We start from the raw sequence: 15,040 nt of genomic DNA, 5'->3' as shown, positions 1-15,040 counted from the left end.
TGTCAGGTCTGCGTGCCGGTGCTTACGAATGTCAAATTCGCTCCGCGCCGGTACTCGCCCTTCCTCGACTGCAAAGGTTTTCTATCACGCTGAAAAAAAGACTAGCATTCTGCTAGTCTTTTTATGATGACGTCGACACATCCCCTTTTTTCTTAATGCTTGCTGTGATGAGCTGTGTCAATGTGTCAGAACCTTTTTTTGAAAGGTGGACCCCATCGGACTGAAAATAGGATGGCTGTCCAGTAGCGGCTGAATGCCAATCGACTAAGGTGACGTTTTGATCTTGATCAGCCACTCGCTGAATGACCGCATTCACATCATTTTCCCATGACCTTGGAACCCTCGTATTCACTAGGAAAATATGTGCCTTTGAAAAGTTTTGAATGAATGCTTTCAGCGTGTCCTCAGTAAAATAACCATTTGTCCCAAGTTCAATGATAACAGCAGCATCAGATTGATTAAATGATTTGTATTGAGGGGCGATGCTGATGGCTTCGTTCATCTGTCTGCCAACTTTCCCATCGATGGTGATTTGTTTATATGCTTTTTCAAGATTCGGCGCAATGTCTAGCATGACAGAATCACCAATGGCAAAAACTTGGTGAAATTGTTTTTGATCAGCTGCTTTTTTCTCGTGCTTTTCTTTCTTTTTCTTCGCTTTTGATTCCGGTTCGGCTGTTTTTTTCGGTGCGGTCTTAATTTGCGTCACTTCCTTCACATGTGGGGAGGAAGTGGACGAGTTAGACATGCCAATGATAAATAAGATCAAAAGAGCTGCTGTGATTCCAAGGAACACCTTATTAGATGTAGACCACTGTTTGATTCCTTTTTTCCAAATAGACCAAGAGGAAAAATATTGTCTGAAACCATGCTGGCGGATCGGCTGTTCGATGAAGCGATAGGAAGCCTCAGCAACTAGTAAAATGGCGATGAGCTGCAATGTGACACGCGCTATGGAAGGCTGTCCAATTTCAATGACCGGTGTGGTCAGTACGATAATGGGATAATGCCACAGGTAAATACCATAAGACCGCTTACCAAGCCAGACGAGCGGCTGAAAGGACAGCCATTTTCCTATAAGACTAGCAGGGTGGCAGACGCACGCAATTAAGATGGCCGCATTCAGACAGAATAAAAGCATGCCGCCCTGATAGAGAAAGGCATCGAAATCGTCCACTGCATAAACACAAAGGAGGAAAATCGCAAACGAACCGAACCCGGCAATATGTAAAATACGTCTGCCAACAGGAAGTAATTTTTTGCTGGACAGTCTTTGCATAGGCCACACAAATGCCAGGCTGCATCCAATCAGGAGCGCAAATGCACGAGTATCTGTTCCATAATAAACCCTGCTTGGATCGGTATCTGGTGAATAAAGAATCGTCATCCATAAGGCAGAGACAAGTGCAAGTCCAAAGGTGATCATAGGCAGATGGGATCTGTTTTTTACCCATTTCAGCCCTGCAATCAACAGTACCGGCCAAATGATATAAAATTGCTCTTCTATTGCCAGAGACCACAAATTTTTCAGTGGAGATAGGGCATTGAAGCTATCAAAATATGAAAGTTGGTGAAAAATGTACCACCAGTTACTGACATAAAAAAAGGACGATATGGCATCGCCACGAATGGACAATAATGCGTTTGATCCAGCAATCGCGCACCAGCTGACGGTTATAAAAATCATGATGTAAGCGGCTGGAAGAAGCCTCCTGATCCGTCCCATCCAAAATGGCAAAAGCTCTTGATAGCCTAAATCCTGCTTATGTAACAAGATCGTTGTAATCAAGTAACCAGAAATGACAAAAAATAAATCAACGCCAAGAAACCCGCCGCTTGCGGGTCCGATATGTAAGTGATAAGCAATGACTGCCAATACAGCAACGGCTCTTAGTCCATCTAATCCTAAAATATAACGAAAACGATTTTCCTTGCTGTTCATGAAAATGAATCCCCCATCAATTGAAAAAGAACCTGTATTTAATAAAGGTTACTCATATATTGTATATATAATAGACGTTAACGCATAATATTTAGTTTGAATTTATTCAATAAATTTTTATTGTAAACCAGCATATATTAATATATAACATTTTTGGTTTTATATTGACTTAAAACCATAATATAGAATAATATATGAAAAAAAGGAGTGGTGTTGAATCAATAGTTTGATAAAAAGATTTTTGATAATATTAATAGTTCTTTTAATTTATTTTAAGTGTTTTGAATTGCACTCAAAAAATTTAAACTTCACTATTAATATTCATCAACAGATTCCATGGGGCACAAAGTTAACAAAAAAATATGTGGAAAATAATAGAGGAGGAGAAAGTGTACGAATAGCAATAATTGATAGTGGGATAGATGGGACACATCCTGATTTGGTAGGTAAAGTTAAAAAAGGACTAAACACAATTGGCACAGGAGGAGAACAAGAGGACAGTTTAGGGCACGGTACTGCTGTAGCTGGAATAATCACAGCTAATGATAATGAAATTGGACTTGTGGGTATAACGCAGAATGTAGAGTTATATCCTGTTAAAATTCTAGATTCAACAGGCAAGGGTTCAATAAAAAATTTTGTCAAAGCTGTTCAATGGTGTATTGATAATAAAATTGATGTTATCAATGCTAGTTTTGGATTAATGAAAGATGATCCAGCTGTTAAGAAGATTATAGACAAAGCAATACAAAAAAACATAATTATAGTAGCTGCTGTTGGTAATAAGTATGGAAGAAAAATGGATTACCCAGCTGCTTATGAGAATGTTTTTTCTGTAACCGCTGTGGATAAGCATAAGAAGGTAGCTGAATTTTCATCTAAAGGAAATTACGATTTTGCTGCTCCGGGTGTAGATATACCAGTTCTTAGGCCTCATAACAATTATGCAATTGAAAGTGGCACCTCTTTAGCGAGTGCCCATATTACAGGTGTAGTAAGCTTAATTTTACAGTACCGGGAACGTTTTAATATTAATTCTGAAGAAAGTTTAAACCAACAAATATATAAAATCTTAAAAAAATGGTATTGAAGATTATTTAAATAAAATTGTTTTTTAAAACAGGAAACTCGGAGGTATAGTTTAGGATGAATAAAATAAGTAAGTTAATCTCAATTGTTATATGTCTATCGCTGGTTATAACTTTGTTTTTCCAATTTCCAAATAAAACAGAGGCTGTTACCACAAAAGATTTTCATGTTTTAGAAGATAGCAATGAAAAATATGTAATTTCACAGGAACAAGAGGGAGTAACTGGTATTCTAACTCTAAATAAAAAAACAGCAGAAATCAGTTATCAAACTGAAGAAATTGGTAGTGAAGGTGAAAAGGTTTCAAAGGATTATGAAGTTGACTTGCAGACACTTTTAAATGATAATTTAGATGTTACGTTTAAAGATACAAAAGATGATAAGAAATATGAAGTGAATTCTGAAGATATTCAAGCATCTTTTGCATTTGTTATTCCTATTGGTATTGCTATTGGGGCAGTTCTATTAGAACATTTATTAGCTTTGGGACTTGCAGTAACAGTAGTAGGTGTTACCTATATTGCTTATTCTGAATTTATAAAAAGGAAAGACAATAAACATAATCACTTTATTGCTTATCGAGACAAAGATAAACCTCATTTATTTATTGGAAAAGGTGTAAGTCGTGCAAACGCTGTAAAAAGATTAGCTCAGAAAAAAGATACATGGTCTACTTCCAAAAGCAATGCACAATCTATTGCTAAAGCAGCCAGTCCGATTGGAAAAGTAATAGGTGCGGAAATTGACAAAAAAGGAAAAAATAAACACTATCACTATCATCCAGTTTATAAATTAAAAGGTAAATATGAAAGAACTGGAGCACATGCTTTTTTTGGCGCTCCTAGATAAGAAGTCCAGATAGAGGAGGTTTTCGATGATTGTCCTTAATCGTCAACCAAAAAAGAAGGAATACAATGCGCTCATCGATTTATGTTGTGAAGTATGTGATGAGTTCCAATTAGTTTTTAGAAAAGATTTTGCTGATTTTGCTGATTATCGTGAAATTCTAGATAAACTTTCTCCATCTCTTAAAGAAATGAAGGAAGAGTCTGAATGGGCTACCACGATTCTAGGAGATGGTCAAACAGCATATGTTTATTATTATTATGCCAATGAACACACAAAAAATCTGTTGAAAGAACTTTCGAACTCTCTATACGGGTGGATTCACCCTAATTTACTGGAGGATTTATCATTCTTCAAAAATGGGAAAGAGTGGCTGGTTTCAAGCTCACATGAAGAGGAGAGCTATATTTTTCCTGAAAACGAAGAAGAAATTGAGAGTTTAAAACAAATCAAAGGCCTTAGATGGACTATACAAGAAGATGATGAATAAGTAATTTTAACGGCTTTTCCCTAGAAGGGAGAAGTCTTTTTTATTCTAACGAACTCTTTTATACTCAAAACCAAAATCCCTGTCATAATAAAAGTAGAAGGAAAGGGGATGTATTGAATGAAAACGATTGAAAATGATCAGTTATTGGTTCAGATTCATGAAAAAGGAGCGGAAGTCAGGGAGGTGCTTGACAAGGAAAGCGGGCGTCACTATATGTGGTCTGGTGATCCAGCTTATTGGGGCAGGGTGTCGCCTGTCTTGTTTCCGATTGTTGGGCGATTAATGAATGATCAATACAAGATTGACGATCAAACCTTTGAGCTCACACAGCATGGGTTTTTACGTGATGTCAATTTTGATTTATATGAAGAAACGGAGCATACGGTGACCTTTCAATATGAATCAAGAGGCCGGCACGTGAAGCAATACCCGTATGAATTTACAGCGCGAATTCGTTATGAACTATTGGAAAATGGACTGAAGATTTCCTGGGAAATTGATCATGACGGAGAGGATACGATGTATTTCTCCATTGGAGGACACCCAGCATTTCGTATTCCGCTTGTTGAAGGTGAGCAAACACCAGATTATTCACTCACATTGACACCTTCCACTGAACATCTCCCTGTGCAATATGAACTGCGGAATTCACTTGTCAGGGAGAAAGAAAAAGGCATTCAGCTTGAGCCGATCCAGCTTCGCCCAGAGCTTTTTCAGCATGATGCGATGATCTTTAGCCATATCAATCGAGTGTCTTTGACTTCTAGGGCAGGTCACGGAGTTGAGGTCGATCTCACTGGTTTTCCGTTCGTTGGCATTTGGTCGCCTTATGATCAAGAAAAAGGAACGATGGCTCCTTTTGTTTGTATTGAGCCGTGGTATGGCATCGCCGATAGGGAAGGGACGAATGGACAGTATAAAGAGAAGTTTGGCATTCAAACATTAGAAAAGAATGAGACCTTTCATGCCGCTTATACAATTTTCTTTAAATGAACATTTGTGCATGATGAGGTGAACGATTTGTTATGATAGAAGAAAAAAGGGGGCGTATGAATGGATCGAGAGAAACAACAGCTGAGTATTGAAGCGGCAAGGCTTTACTATTTGTCTGATTACAGCCAGCAGGAAATTGCCAAACAGCTCGACCTGTCGAGGCCGACTGTATCTCGGCTGCTTCAATATGCGAAAGAGAAGGGGTACGTCCAGATTACGGTGATGGATCCGTTTGAGGATTTAAATGAGCTTTCTTCACTGCTCAAGGAAAAATATGACCTGCTCGAAGCTCATGTGGTGTTTTCGCCAAAGGACGACTATCCAACCATCACCGATTATTTGAGCCGATTTGGTGCAGATTACTTGCAAGAGACAGTGAAAGACGGCGATATCGTTGGCGTGAGCTGGGGAACGACTATGTATCAAATTGCACAAAAGATGCAACCTAAACAGGTAAAAGGTGTGGAGGTTGTCCAGCTCAAGGGTGGAATCAGCCATTCTCATGTGAATACATATTCTGCGGAAACCATTCAGCTGTTTGCTGAGGCCTTTCAAACAGCACCGCGCTATTTGCCGCTTCCTGTTGTATTTGATAGTGCTGCTGTCAAGGAAATGGTGGAGCAGGACAGACATATTCAGCGAATTATTGAAATGGGCAAGCAGGCGAATATCGCTGTGTTTACTGTTGGAACGGTAAGAGATGAAGCACTTTTGTTTAGACTAGGTTATTTCCGTGAAGAAGAAAAAGCGCTCCTCAAGGAATCCAGTGTTGGAGACATTTGCTCGCGTTTTTATGATCAAGATGGACGCATTTGCAGTGAAGCCATTAACAACCGCACAATTGGCGTAGAGCTAGATGATTTAAGGACAAAAGAACGATCCATTCTTGTCGCTGGCGGTCATCGAAAGGTGGCTTCTATACACGGTGCACTAAGAGGGAAATATGCCAATGTATTGATCATCGATCAGCACACAGCGAGGGCTCTTTTAAATGTCACAAAATAGATGAACAAAATTTCATTACCGTGTTTACAATTGTTCATCCGTCATATATGATGAAAGTATCATAATTAAAAGGAAGTGTGAAGCATGACGATAGCAAAGCTCATTGATCATACAGCACTAAAACCAGATACAACTAGAGCTGCAATTATGCAGTTACTTGAAGAAGCAAAGACTCATCAATTTGCATCTGTTTGCGTAAACCCAACTTGGGTATCTCTAGCGTCGAAAGAACTAGCAGGAACAGGTGTTGATGTATGTACAGTCATCGGTTTCCCGTTAGGCGCAAACACAACAGCGGTGAAAGCATTCGAAACAAAGGATGCCATTGAAAACGGTGCAACAGAAGTGGACATGGTCATCAATGTTGCGGCATTGAAAGACGGCGAATATGATGTGGTTGAACAAGATATTCGTGCAGTTGTAGACGCAGCAAAAGGCAAAGCATTAGTGAAAGTCATTATTGAAACATGTTTACTTACTGATGAAGAAAAAGTCAAAGCTTGTGAGCTTTCAGTGAAAGCGGGCGCAGATTTTGTGAAAACATCGACTGGATTTAGTACGGGCGGTGCAACGGCTGAGGACATTGCATTAATGCGTAAAACAGTAGGACCTGACATCGGTGTGAAAGCATCAGGCGGCGTGAGAACAAAAGAAGACGTTGAGGCAATGACAGCTGCAGGTGCTACCCGTATTGGCGCAAGTGCAGGCGTTTCCATTATCAAAGGGGATCAATCAGCTCCTTCGAAAGACTATTAATTCATACGATCCTATGGTAGGATAACATTCATGACTCATAAATGATGAAAAAGTCATATGCGGAAGGAACTCACTTCTGGGAATTTCTTCCGCGTTTTGTTTGCGAAATAGGGTTTGTTCCATACAAGCGCATTAATGTAAACGAATTCATTCAAGGAGGAAAAACATGAAATACGTGATTGGTATCATCGGTTTGCTAGTGATTCTCGCCATTGCATGGCTGGCTAGTAATGGAAAAAAACGAGTGAAATTCCGTCCAGTAATTGTCATGATTGTACTGCAATTTATTTTAGGTTATATTCTGCTCAATACAGGTGTTGGAAACTTCCTAGTCGGAGGCTTTGCAAAAGGATTCCAAATGCTTCTAGGCTATGCCGGCGAAGGAATCAACTTTGTATTTGGCGGGTTAATGAATGATAATGCGTCCACTTTCTTCATCAATGTTTTACTGCCGATCGTCTTTATCTCGGCGTTAATCGGTATTCTGCAGCATTGGCGTATTCTTCCGCTTATCGTACGCGGAATCGGATATTTGCTTAGTAAAGTGAACGGTATGGGGAAACTAGAATCTTACAATGCAGTAGCGTCTGCGATTTTAGGTCAATCAGAAGTCTTTATTTCTATTAAGAAACAGCTTGGATTATTACCTCAGCAGCGTCTTTATACATTATGTGCATCTGCAATGTCGACGGTATCGATGTCGATTGTTGGTGCGTACATGCAAATGATTAAACCAGAGTACGTGGTTACAGCACTTGTGCTGAACCTATTTGGTGGATTTATTATCGCATCAATCATCAATCCATATGAAGTGTCTAAGGATGAAGACATGCTTGAAGTCGTTGAGGAAGAAAGACAATCCTTCTTCGAAATGCTTGGCGAATACATTATGGATGGTTTCAAAGTAGCAATTGTTGTTGCTGCAATGTTGATTGGATTCGTTGCATTAATTGCGATGATTAATGGTATCTTTACAGCAGTCATCGGTGTTTCTTTCCAAGATGTACTTGGATATGTCTTTGCTCCATTTGCGTTCCTTGTCGGTGTACCTTGGAGCGAAGCAGTACAAGCAGGAAGCATTATGGCGACCAAAATGGTATCGAACGAATTTGTTGCGATGCTCGCTCTATCTGGAGACGGCCTGCATTTCACTGCTCGTACAGAAGCGATTATTTCTGTATTCCTTGTATCATTTGCGAACTTCTCTTCTATCGGCATCATTGCTGGAGCAGTCAAAGGCTTAAACGAAAAGCAAGGAAACGTAGTCGCACGCTTTGGATTAAAGCTGTTATTCGGTGCAACTCTTGTCAGCTTCTTAACAGCAGGCGTTGTCGGTTTGATTTACTAATTTAAAAAAAGGAATGGTGAAAACAATGAGAATGGTAGATATCATTGCGAAAAAACGTGACGGAAAAGAATTAACTTCAGAGGAAATTTCTTTCTTTGTCAAAGGTTATACGGACGGAACAATTCCTGACTACCAAGCAAGTGCCTTGGCTATGGCGATTTTCTTCCAAGATATGACGGATCAAGAACGTGCAGACTTAACACTCGCTATGGCGAACTCAGGAGATACAATTGACCTGTCTGCCATTGACGGTATTAAAGTAGACAAGCACTCGACAGGCGGTGTAGGCGATACAACAACGCTTGTACTCGCTCCTCTTGTTGCGGCACTAGATGTACCTGTTGCGAAAATGTCAGGGCGCGGTCTTGGGCATACAGGCGGTACAGTGGACAAGCTTGAAGCGGTCAAAGGCTTTCACGTAGAAATTACAAAAGACGAATTCATCGAGCTCGTGAACCGTCATAAAGTAGCAGTTATTGGCCAATCAGGCAACCTGACACCAGCTGATAAAAAGCTGTATGCTCTTCGTGATGTGACAGGAACTGTTAACTCAATTCCGCTTATTGCAAGCTCCATTATGAGTAAGAAAATTGCTGCTGGTGCAGATGCGATTGTACTTGATGTGAAAACAGGCGCAGGTGCTTTCATGAAAACACCAGAAGACTCAGAAAAGCTTGCAAAAGCAATGGTACGCATCGGAAACAACGTAGGCAGACAAACAATGGCGGTTATCTCTGACATGTCTCAGCCGCTAGGATTAGCGATTGGAAATTCCCTTGAAGTGAAAGAAGCGATTGACACACTCCGAGGCGAAGGTCCTGAAGACTTAAACGAGCTTGTGCTCACATTAGGAAGTCAAATGGTCGTTCTTGCGAAAAAAGCAGACACACTTGATGAAGCAAGAGAAAAGCTGATTGAAGTGATGAAAAACGGCAAAGCACTTGAGAAATTCAAGGAATTCTTAGAAAACCAAGGTGGAGACAGCTCAATTGTGGATCAGCCTGAAAAACTGCCGCAAGCACCTTACAAAATCGAAGTACCTGCAAAAGAATCAGGTGTCGTAGCTGAAATCGTCGCGGACGAAATCGGTGTTGCAGCGATGATCCTTGGAGCAGGACGCGCAACAAAAGAGGACGATATTGACCTATCTGTCGGCATCATGCTGAACAAAAAAGTAGGCGATCGTGTTGAAAAAGGAGATTCACTTGTGACTCTGCATGCGAATCGTGAAGATGTTGCAAATGTCATGGAGAAAATTTATGACAACATCCGCATTGCTGATCATGCCGATGCACCAACATTGATCCACACAGTCATTACTGAATAAAGAAAAAGGACAAAAGTGATTCGTCGCTTTTGTCTTTTTTTATGGTCATTTTAGGCTCGTCTTTTTCTATTGAAATAAAAAAATTCACTTTATGAAACAAACCTCTTGCAATCATCAAACAATGGGTGTATATTAATTGACGAGTCAATGATTGATATATCAAGTAATTGATTTCTGAATAGAAAAGAGGGGATGGCATTGACTGCATTTTGCTCTGAAGAGGCAGAGGTATTATATCGTTTGCAGTGCGTGAACCGTATGATGGGCGTGAAGTTCGAAGCATGCACGGGCATCAGCCAATCAAGACTTGAGTTGCTATCGCTGTTATTCCAAGCCGATGAAATCAGCCAATCAGATTTGCAGAAAAAAGTAAATATTGATAGTGCAGCTGTGACGCGTCATTTAAAACAGCTAGAAACAAAAGGAATGGTCACACGCAGAAGAAAACCAGAAGATAATCGAGTCACACTTGTCCGCTTAACAGAAGAAGGCAGAACGAGAATCGAAGCTTCTAAAATAGAAAAAGAACGATTTATCTCAGAAATGCTTGAAAACGTAAGTGAAGAAGAACGAAGGCTTCTCACTGATGTGCTCATCCGTATACAACAAAACATCGAAAAGATTCAAACAACCTAAAGGAGTGTTACACATGGCTACAACATTAAAAACAAACGATTTTATGGAAATTATGAAAGGGCGCCGCTCTATTCGTAACTATGATCCAGCTGTGAAAATCAGCAAAGAAGAAATGACAGAGATTTTAGAAGAAGCAACAACTGCACCATCATCAGTAAATGCACAGCCTTGGCGCTTCATGGTTATTGACAGCCCAGAAGGAAAAGAAAAGCTTGCACCACTTGCAAAATTCAACCAAACTCAAGTGTCAACATCAGCAGCTGTCATTGCAGTATTTGCAGATATGAAAAGCAATGAATACTTAGAAGAAATTTATTCAAAAGCAGTAGAGCATGGCTACATGCCGCAAGAAGTGAAAGAAAGACAAATTGCTGCATTAACTGCACACTTTGAGGTTCTTCCAGAGCAAGTGAACCGCGAAACCATCTTAATTGACGGTGGGATTGTGTCTATGCAGCTTATGCTTGCTGCACGTGCACACGGTTATGATACAAATCCAATTGGCGGATATGATAAAGAAGTCATCGCTGAAACATTTGGATGGGATAAAGAACGTTATGTACCAGTCATGCTGCTATCAATTGGGAAAGCAGCTGACGAAGGCTATGCATCTTACCGCTTACCGGTAGATCGTATTGCTGAGTGGAAATAATATCTTTTCAAAAGGAGACGATCACATGATTATTATTCATGCAGGGATGACCATTCATCCAGAAAAAGAAAACGTATTTTTAGAAGAAATCAACGAGTTAATGAAAGCTTCACAGGCTGAAGAAGGCAATGTTTCCTACAAGCTGTTCAAGGATACAGAAAAGGAAAATACCTTTTTAATGGTAGAAGTGTGGAAAGATGACGCTGCGGTTCAGAGCCATAATGCAAGTGCTCATTTCCAGGCTTTCGTAGCGAAGGCAAAAGAATTCTTAGCCGCTCCACTTGACGTGGTTGCCTTTCAAGGCCAGCAGCTTTCATAGAAAAACAACAAACACCCTAGGCGGTTAACGCCTAGGGTTCTTTTATTTTCGACATATGGTTCCACCCATTTCATTCACGTATTGTGCATTTTCCACAAAATTTCTGAAAATAAAATGTTTTTCGACTTAACTATATTGGAATATGCTAGAATTAGATATTATTTATTACCAAAATAGGGAGGAACCAATATGAAAAAAGGGAAATGGACGAAAATTGCACTAACCGCTGTCCTAAGTTTAGGCACATTGACAGCTTTCAGCACCCCTCTATCTGCCCGCACCACAGAAAAATCAACATCCTCTGATGGCGGTCATTATTCAGGTATTCCATTTGACTCAAGTGTCGTGAATGAAGACCGTCTTGTCAAAGCCTTGAAAAAACAAGGAAAGATCAAAAAGAATGCCAATGAGGCAGAAACCCAAAAAGCATTAAAGAACTATCTAAAGAAAAAAGAAGAATCAGCAATGAAACAAAGTGCCAGCACCTTAACAGAAGAGCCTGAATTCCTGAAAGAATACAAACAAGAGGTACATAACAAACTTGCCAAAAAGAAAAAATTAAAGAAGCATAAAGGAAAAGAAAGCAATCAAGTAAAACCGGTCAAAAAGGAAAAGTATAAAGGTGACGTCCGCAATGATAAAGTATTGGTTTTATTAGTAGATTTTAAAGATTATAAGCATAATAGTATTAAAAAAGAAGAGACTGATATGTACTATGACAAGTACGATCAACAGCACTATCAAGATATGCTTTTCGGAAAAAATGGCTACATCGGTCCGGATGGGAAACGGAAAGTATCCATGAAGCAATATTATGAAAAGCAGTCCGGCGGCAGTTACACAGTTAGTGGAACAGTTGCAGGATGGTATACAGCGAAGCATGAAGCAGCTTATTACGGCGGGAACGTACCTGACGATTCAGGCAGTGACGGCAGACCGCGCGAATTGGTGAAAGAAGCACTCGAAGCAGCAGCAAAAGATCCGAATATTGATCTAAGCGAGTATGATCAATGGGACCGCTATGATATTGATGGCGACGGTGTTTATAACGAGCCAGACGGCATCATTGACCATCTGATGGTCGTTCACGCCGGCGTAGGTGAAGAAGCAGGCGGCGGACAACTTGGCGCTGATGCGATTTGGTCACACCGCTGGTCACTTGGTGATGTATTTGAAATTCCGGATACTGAATCTGAAGTTGGTCAAGGCGGGAAATTAGGCGCGTTGGATTACACCATCGAGCCCGAAGATGGCGCAGCAGGTGTGTTCACACATGAATTCGGACATGATCTTGGTCTTCCTGACGAGTACGATACACAGTACACAGGCAGAGGAGAGCCCGTTTCTTACTGGTCGATCATGTCAAGCGGAAGCTGGGCAGGTAAAGTTCCTGGTACGGAACCAACAGGCTTTAGCCCATATGCGAAAGAAATGCTTCAAAATCTGCATGGAGGCAACTGGCTTTCTGGACAAACCATCGATGGTAAAACATTAAAGAAAAGCAAAACAGTATTAATTGATGAAGCAGCAACAAAAGGAACGAACCATGATGCCGTTCGAGTCGATTTACCAGATAAAGAGATTGTCGTTACGACACCTGCTCAAGGGAAATATTCGTATTTCAGCGGAACGGGTGACAATTTGAATGCAACCATGACGACAACAGGTATTGATTTGTCAAAAGGAAGCAAAGCAGAGCTGACGTTTAAAGCATGGTACGATATTGAAGAAGATTATGATTATGCGTATGTCGAAGTGCGTGAAACAGGGACTGATCAATGGAAGACCATCGCGGGTAACATCACGAATGATCGAAATGAAGCAGGTGCAAACGAAGGCAATGGCATCGACGGAAAATCAGACGGCTGGGTAGATGCAGCCTTTGACCTGTCTGCTTATGCAGGGAAGAAAATCGACCTGCAATTCCGTTACACAACTGATGCAGGCTATTCGCTTCCAGGCTTATTCGTAGATGACCTGAACATCACGGCAGATGGAACGAAAGTATGGTCAGATGATGCCGAGGGCACGCCTACTTTTACATTTAATGGATTCTCAAAATCTAATGGAAAACAATATGCAGCACAATACTATTTACTAGAGTGGCGCTCTTATGCTGATGTCGATAAAGGCTTAAAGCATATTAAACGCGGGGCAAGTCTGATGAGCTATAATAATGGGTTGGTCGTTTGGTATGTCGATCAATCATACAGTGATAACTGGGTAGGAAAACATCCGGGGAACGGCTTCCTTGGCGTAGTAGATGCAGATCAGCAAGTATTAAAATGGAGTGACGGTTCCATTGCCGCCACAGGGTTCCAAGTACATGATGCAGCATTCTCTTTGAATCCAAGTACGAAGCTGAATATAGATTATACAGCAACAACGGGCTTAACTTTGCAAGATCGCTACATTCGCCCGGCTCGTACATTTAGTGATAAAAAGAACTATGTGAATCCAAACAACCCAGATGCAGGACGCGATGTACCGACATATGGGTTATCCTTTAAAGTCGTTGGACAAAGTAAGGATCGTTCTGTTGGAAAGGTGTTAATTTCGAAAAGTAACTAAATAGAAAGCCGGATTCTACCATTGAATCCGGCTTTTTGATATGTGAGAAAAGGGTTGTGAGGGCACGATTGTTTTTTAAATCGAATGTCTGTTCTTTTTTATTTTGATATCCGAATGAAACCATTATATAATAGACACTGGAAGGTTTTTCTTTCAACCATGATTCTTTTTAGCTGTTAAAACAAAGGAAAGGATGAGCGTTACCAATGAGTTGTGTCACTGCCAAGCAATTAAAGGTGATTCGAGGGACGATGCAGACTTTTTGCAGCCATTTGGAGTATGCTGGCCACGGTAAGCTTCATATCAATACCATCATGGCTTTTATTAAAAAGGAATTCGGCGTGAGAAAAATGAAAGACATTCCACAAAGTCGCTTTACAGAAGCGCTAGAATTGATACAAGACTTTGATTTATACACGGACAAAATAGAGATTCGTGAACGTCTACCAGAAAGGAATTAACTAAATTGAATATTTTAGCAATGATTTTAGTAGGAGTTGTCGCTTTAGAACACATTGTCATCATGTTATTAGAAATGTTTTTTATGGAATCAAAGATGGCGAAGCGGTCTTTTAAGCTGCCAGAACACTTGCAAAAAGATCCAAATGTCAAAGTGATGTTTGCCAATCAGGGGCTTTATAACGGGTTTTTAGCTGCAGGACTCATTTGGGGGCTCATTCTTGGATCGAATACCGTTGGATATATGATTCAGCTGTTTTTCATTCTTTGTGTGCTCATCGCAGCAGTATTTGGCGGTGTAACATCCAATAAATCAATTATCATCAAACAAGGAGTACCAGCACTGCTTGCACTCATTGCACTGATGCTGGCGATCTAATCTTAAATAAAGCCGCCCCTAGTGAGGGCGGCTTTTATCTTTTTCGAAGACCCATCAAACGAATAATGGATGTTAGACAAAGGGCTACGGCAACGGCCAAAATGATTTTTCCGTACATGACCCCCGTTAGGTTCATCAAAAAGACGGCCAATATAATACAGAGCGTGATGATGATCATCACAATCGAATAGGTTTTCATCTCTTTTCCACTCCTTTAAAAATCCCTCA

General features: G+C 40.4%; 15 protein-coding genes and 1 pseudogene. 14 read left to right on the top strand and 2 right to left on the bottom strand.

The window, feature by feature from the left end; genetic code table 11:
- Positions 1–121: 121 nt before the first annotated feature.
- Positions 122–1,942 (bottom strand): acyltransferase family protein, encoded by a 1,821-nt coding sequence (locus NSS76_RS18595; protein ID WP_341082605.1) that lies wholly within the window; start codon positions 1,940–1,942, stop codon positions 122–124.
- A 226-nt stretch (positions 1,943–2,168) separates the two neighbouring features.
- Between NSS76_RS18595 and NSS76_RS18590 the strand changes: the two genes are divergently transcribed.
- From NSS76_RS18590 to NSS76_RS18525, 14 genes and pseudogenes are all read left to right on the top strand, one after another.
- Positions 2,169–3,032, top strand: coding sequence for a S8 family peptidase (locus tag NSS76_RS18590; RefSeq protein WP_024423943.1), 864 nt, complete (start codon positions 2,169–2,171; stop codon positions 3,030–3,032).
- A 56-nt stretch (positions 3,033–3,088) separates the two neighbouring features.
- Positions 3,089–3,880 (top strand): SAR2788 family putative toxin, encoded by a 792-nt coding sequence (locus tag NSS76_RS18585; protein WP_024423942.1) that lies wholly within the window; start codon positions 3,089–3,091, stop codon positions 3,878–3,880.
- Between the two features lie 25 nt (positions 3,881–3,905).
- Positions 3,906–4,367 (top strand): hypothetical protein, encoded by a 462-nt coding sequence (locus NSS76_RS18580; protein ID WP_024423941.1) that lies wholly within the window; start codon positions 3,906–3,908, stop codon positions 4,365–4,367.
- A gap of 117 nt (positions 4,368–4,484) precedes the next feature.
- Positions 4,485–5,360: an aldose 1-epimerase family protein gene (locus tag NSS76_RS18575; RefSeq protein ID WP_172881074.1), complete on the top strand. Its 876-nt coding sequence runs from the start codon at positions 4,485–4,487 to the stop codon at positions 5,358–5,360.
- A gap of 60 nt (positions 5,361–5,420) precedes the next feature.
- The gene (locus NSS76_RS18570; RefSeq protein WP_024427553.1) at positions 5,421–6,365 is read left to right on the top strand and encodes a sugar-binding transcriptional regulator; all 945 of its coding nucleotides are present in this window, start codon (positions 5,421–5,423) and stop codon (positions 6,363–6,365) included.
- An 84-nt stretch (positions 6,366–6,449) separates the two neighbouring features.
- Complete coding sequence (gene deoC, locus NSS76_RS18565; RefSeq protein WP_024423938.1) at positions 6,450–7,121, top strand: deoxyribose-phosphate aldolase; 672 nt, start codon at positions 6,450–6,452, stop codon at positions 7,119–7,121.
- Positions 7,122–7,287: 166 nt separating this feature from the next.
- Complete coding sequence (locus NSS76_RS18560; protein WP_017368363.1) at positions 7,288–8,469, top strand: NupC/NupG family nucleoside CNT transporter; 1,182 nt, start codon at positions 7,288–7,290, stop codon at positions 8,467–8,469.
- Positions 8,470–8,494: 25 nt separating this feature from the next.
- Positions 8,495–9,796, top strand: coding sequence for a pyrimidine-nucleoside phosphorylase (locus NSS76_RS18555; RefSeq protein WP_024427551.1), 1,302 nt, complete (start codon positions 8,495–8,497; stop codon positions 9,794–9,796).
- A gap of 151 nt (positions 9,797–9,947) precedes the next feature.
- Positions 9,948–10,432 (top strand): annotated as a pseudogene (locus NSS76_RS18550) (MarR family winged helix-turn-helix transcriptional regulator).
- Between the two features lie 13 nt (positions 10,433–10,445).
- Positions 10,446–11,084 (top strand): nitroreductase family protein, encoded by a 639-nt coding sequence (locus NSS76_RS18545; RefSeq protein WP_024423934.1) that lies wholly within the window; start codon positions 10,446–10,448, stop codon positions 11,082–11,084.
- Between the two features lie 25 nt (positions 11,085–11,109).
- Positions 11,110–11,403 (top strand): putative quinol monooxygenase, encoded by a 294-nt coding sequence (locus NSS76_RS18540; RefSeq protein ID WP_024423933.1) that lies wholly within the window; start codon positions 11,110–11,112, stop codon positions 11,401–11,403.
- A 189-nt stretch (positions 11,404–11,592) separates the two neighbouring features.
- Positions 11,593–13,974, top strand: a complete 2,382-nt coding sequence (locus NSS76_RS18535) for an immune inhibitor A domain-containing protein (RefSeq protein WP_341082604.1) — start codon at positions 11,593–11,595, stop codon at positions 13,972–13,974.
- 206 nt (positions 13,975–14,180) lie between these two features.
- Positions 14,181–14,435 (top strand): ORF6C domain-containing protein, encoded by a 255-nt coding sequence (locus NSS76_RS18530; protein WP_024423931.1) that lies wholly within the window; start codon positions 14,181–14,183, stop codon positions 14,433–14,435.
- A gap of 5 nt (positions 14,436–14,440) precedes the next feature.
- Positions 14,441–14,812: a DUF1304 domain-containing protein gene (locus NSS76_RS18525; RefSeq protein WP_024427547.1), complete on the top strand. Its 372-nt coding sequence runs from the start codon at positions 14,441–14,443 to the stop codon at positions 14,810–14,812.
- Between the two features lie 34 nt (positions 14,813–14,846).
- Here NSS76_RS18525 and NSS76_RS18520 read toward each other — a convergent pair whose 3' ends face one another.
- Positions 14,847–15,011 carry a hypothetical protein gene (locus NSS76_RS18520; RefSeq protein ID WP_003214630.1) on the bottom strand — a complete coding sequence of 55 codons (165 nt, stop codon included), beginning with the start codon at positions 15,009–15,011 and terminating at the stop codon, positions 14,847–14,849.
- Between the last annotated feature and the right edge of the window lie 29 nt (positions 15,012–15,040).

Origin of the sequence: Bacillus sp. FSL R5-0654 (genome assembly GCF_038008745.1) — a bacterium.
GTDB lineage: Bacteria > Bacillota > Bacilli > Bacillales > Bacillaceae > Bacillus > Bacillus safensis.
Note: the sequence above shows the minus strand (reverse complement) of the source record. Positions and strands in the feature narration are given on the sequence as shown.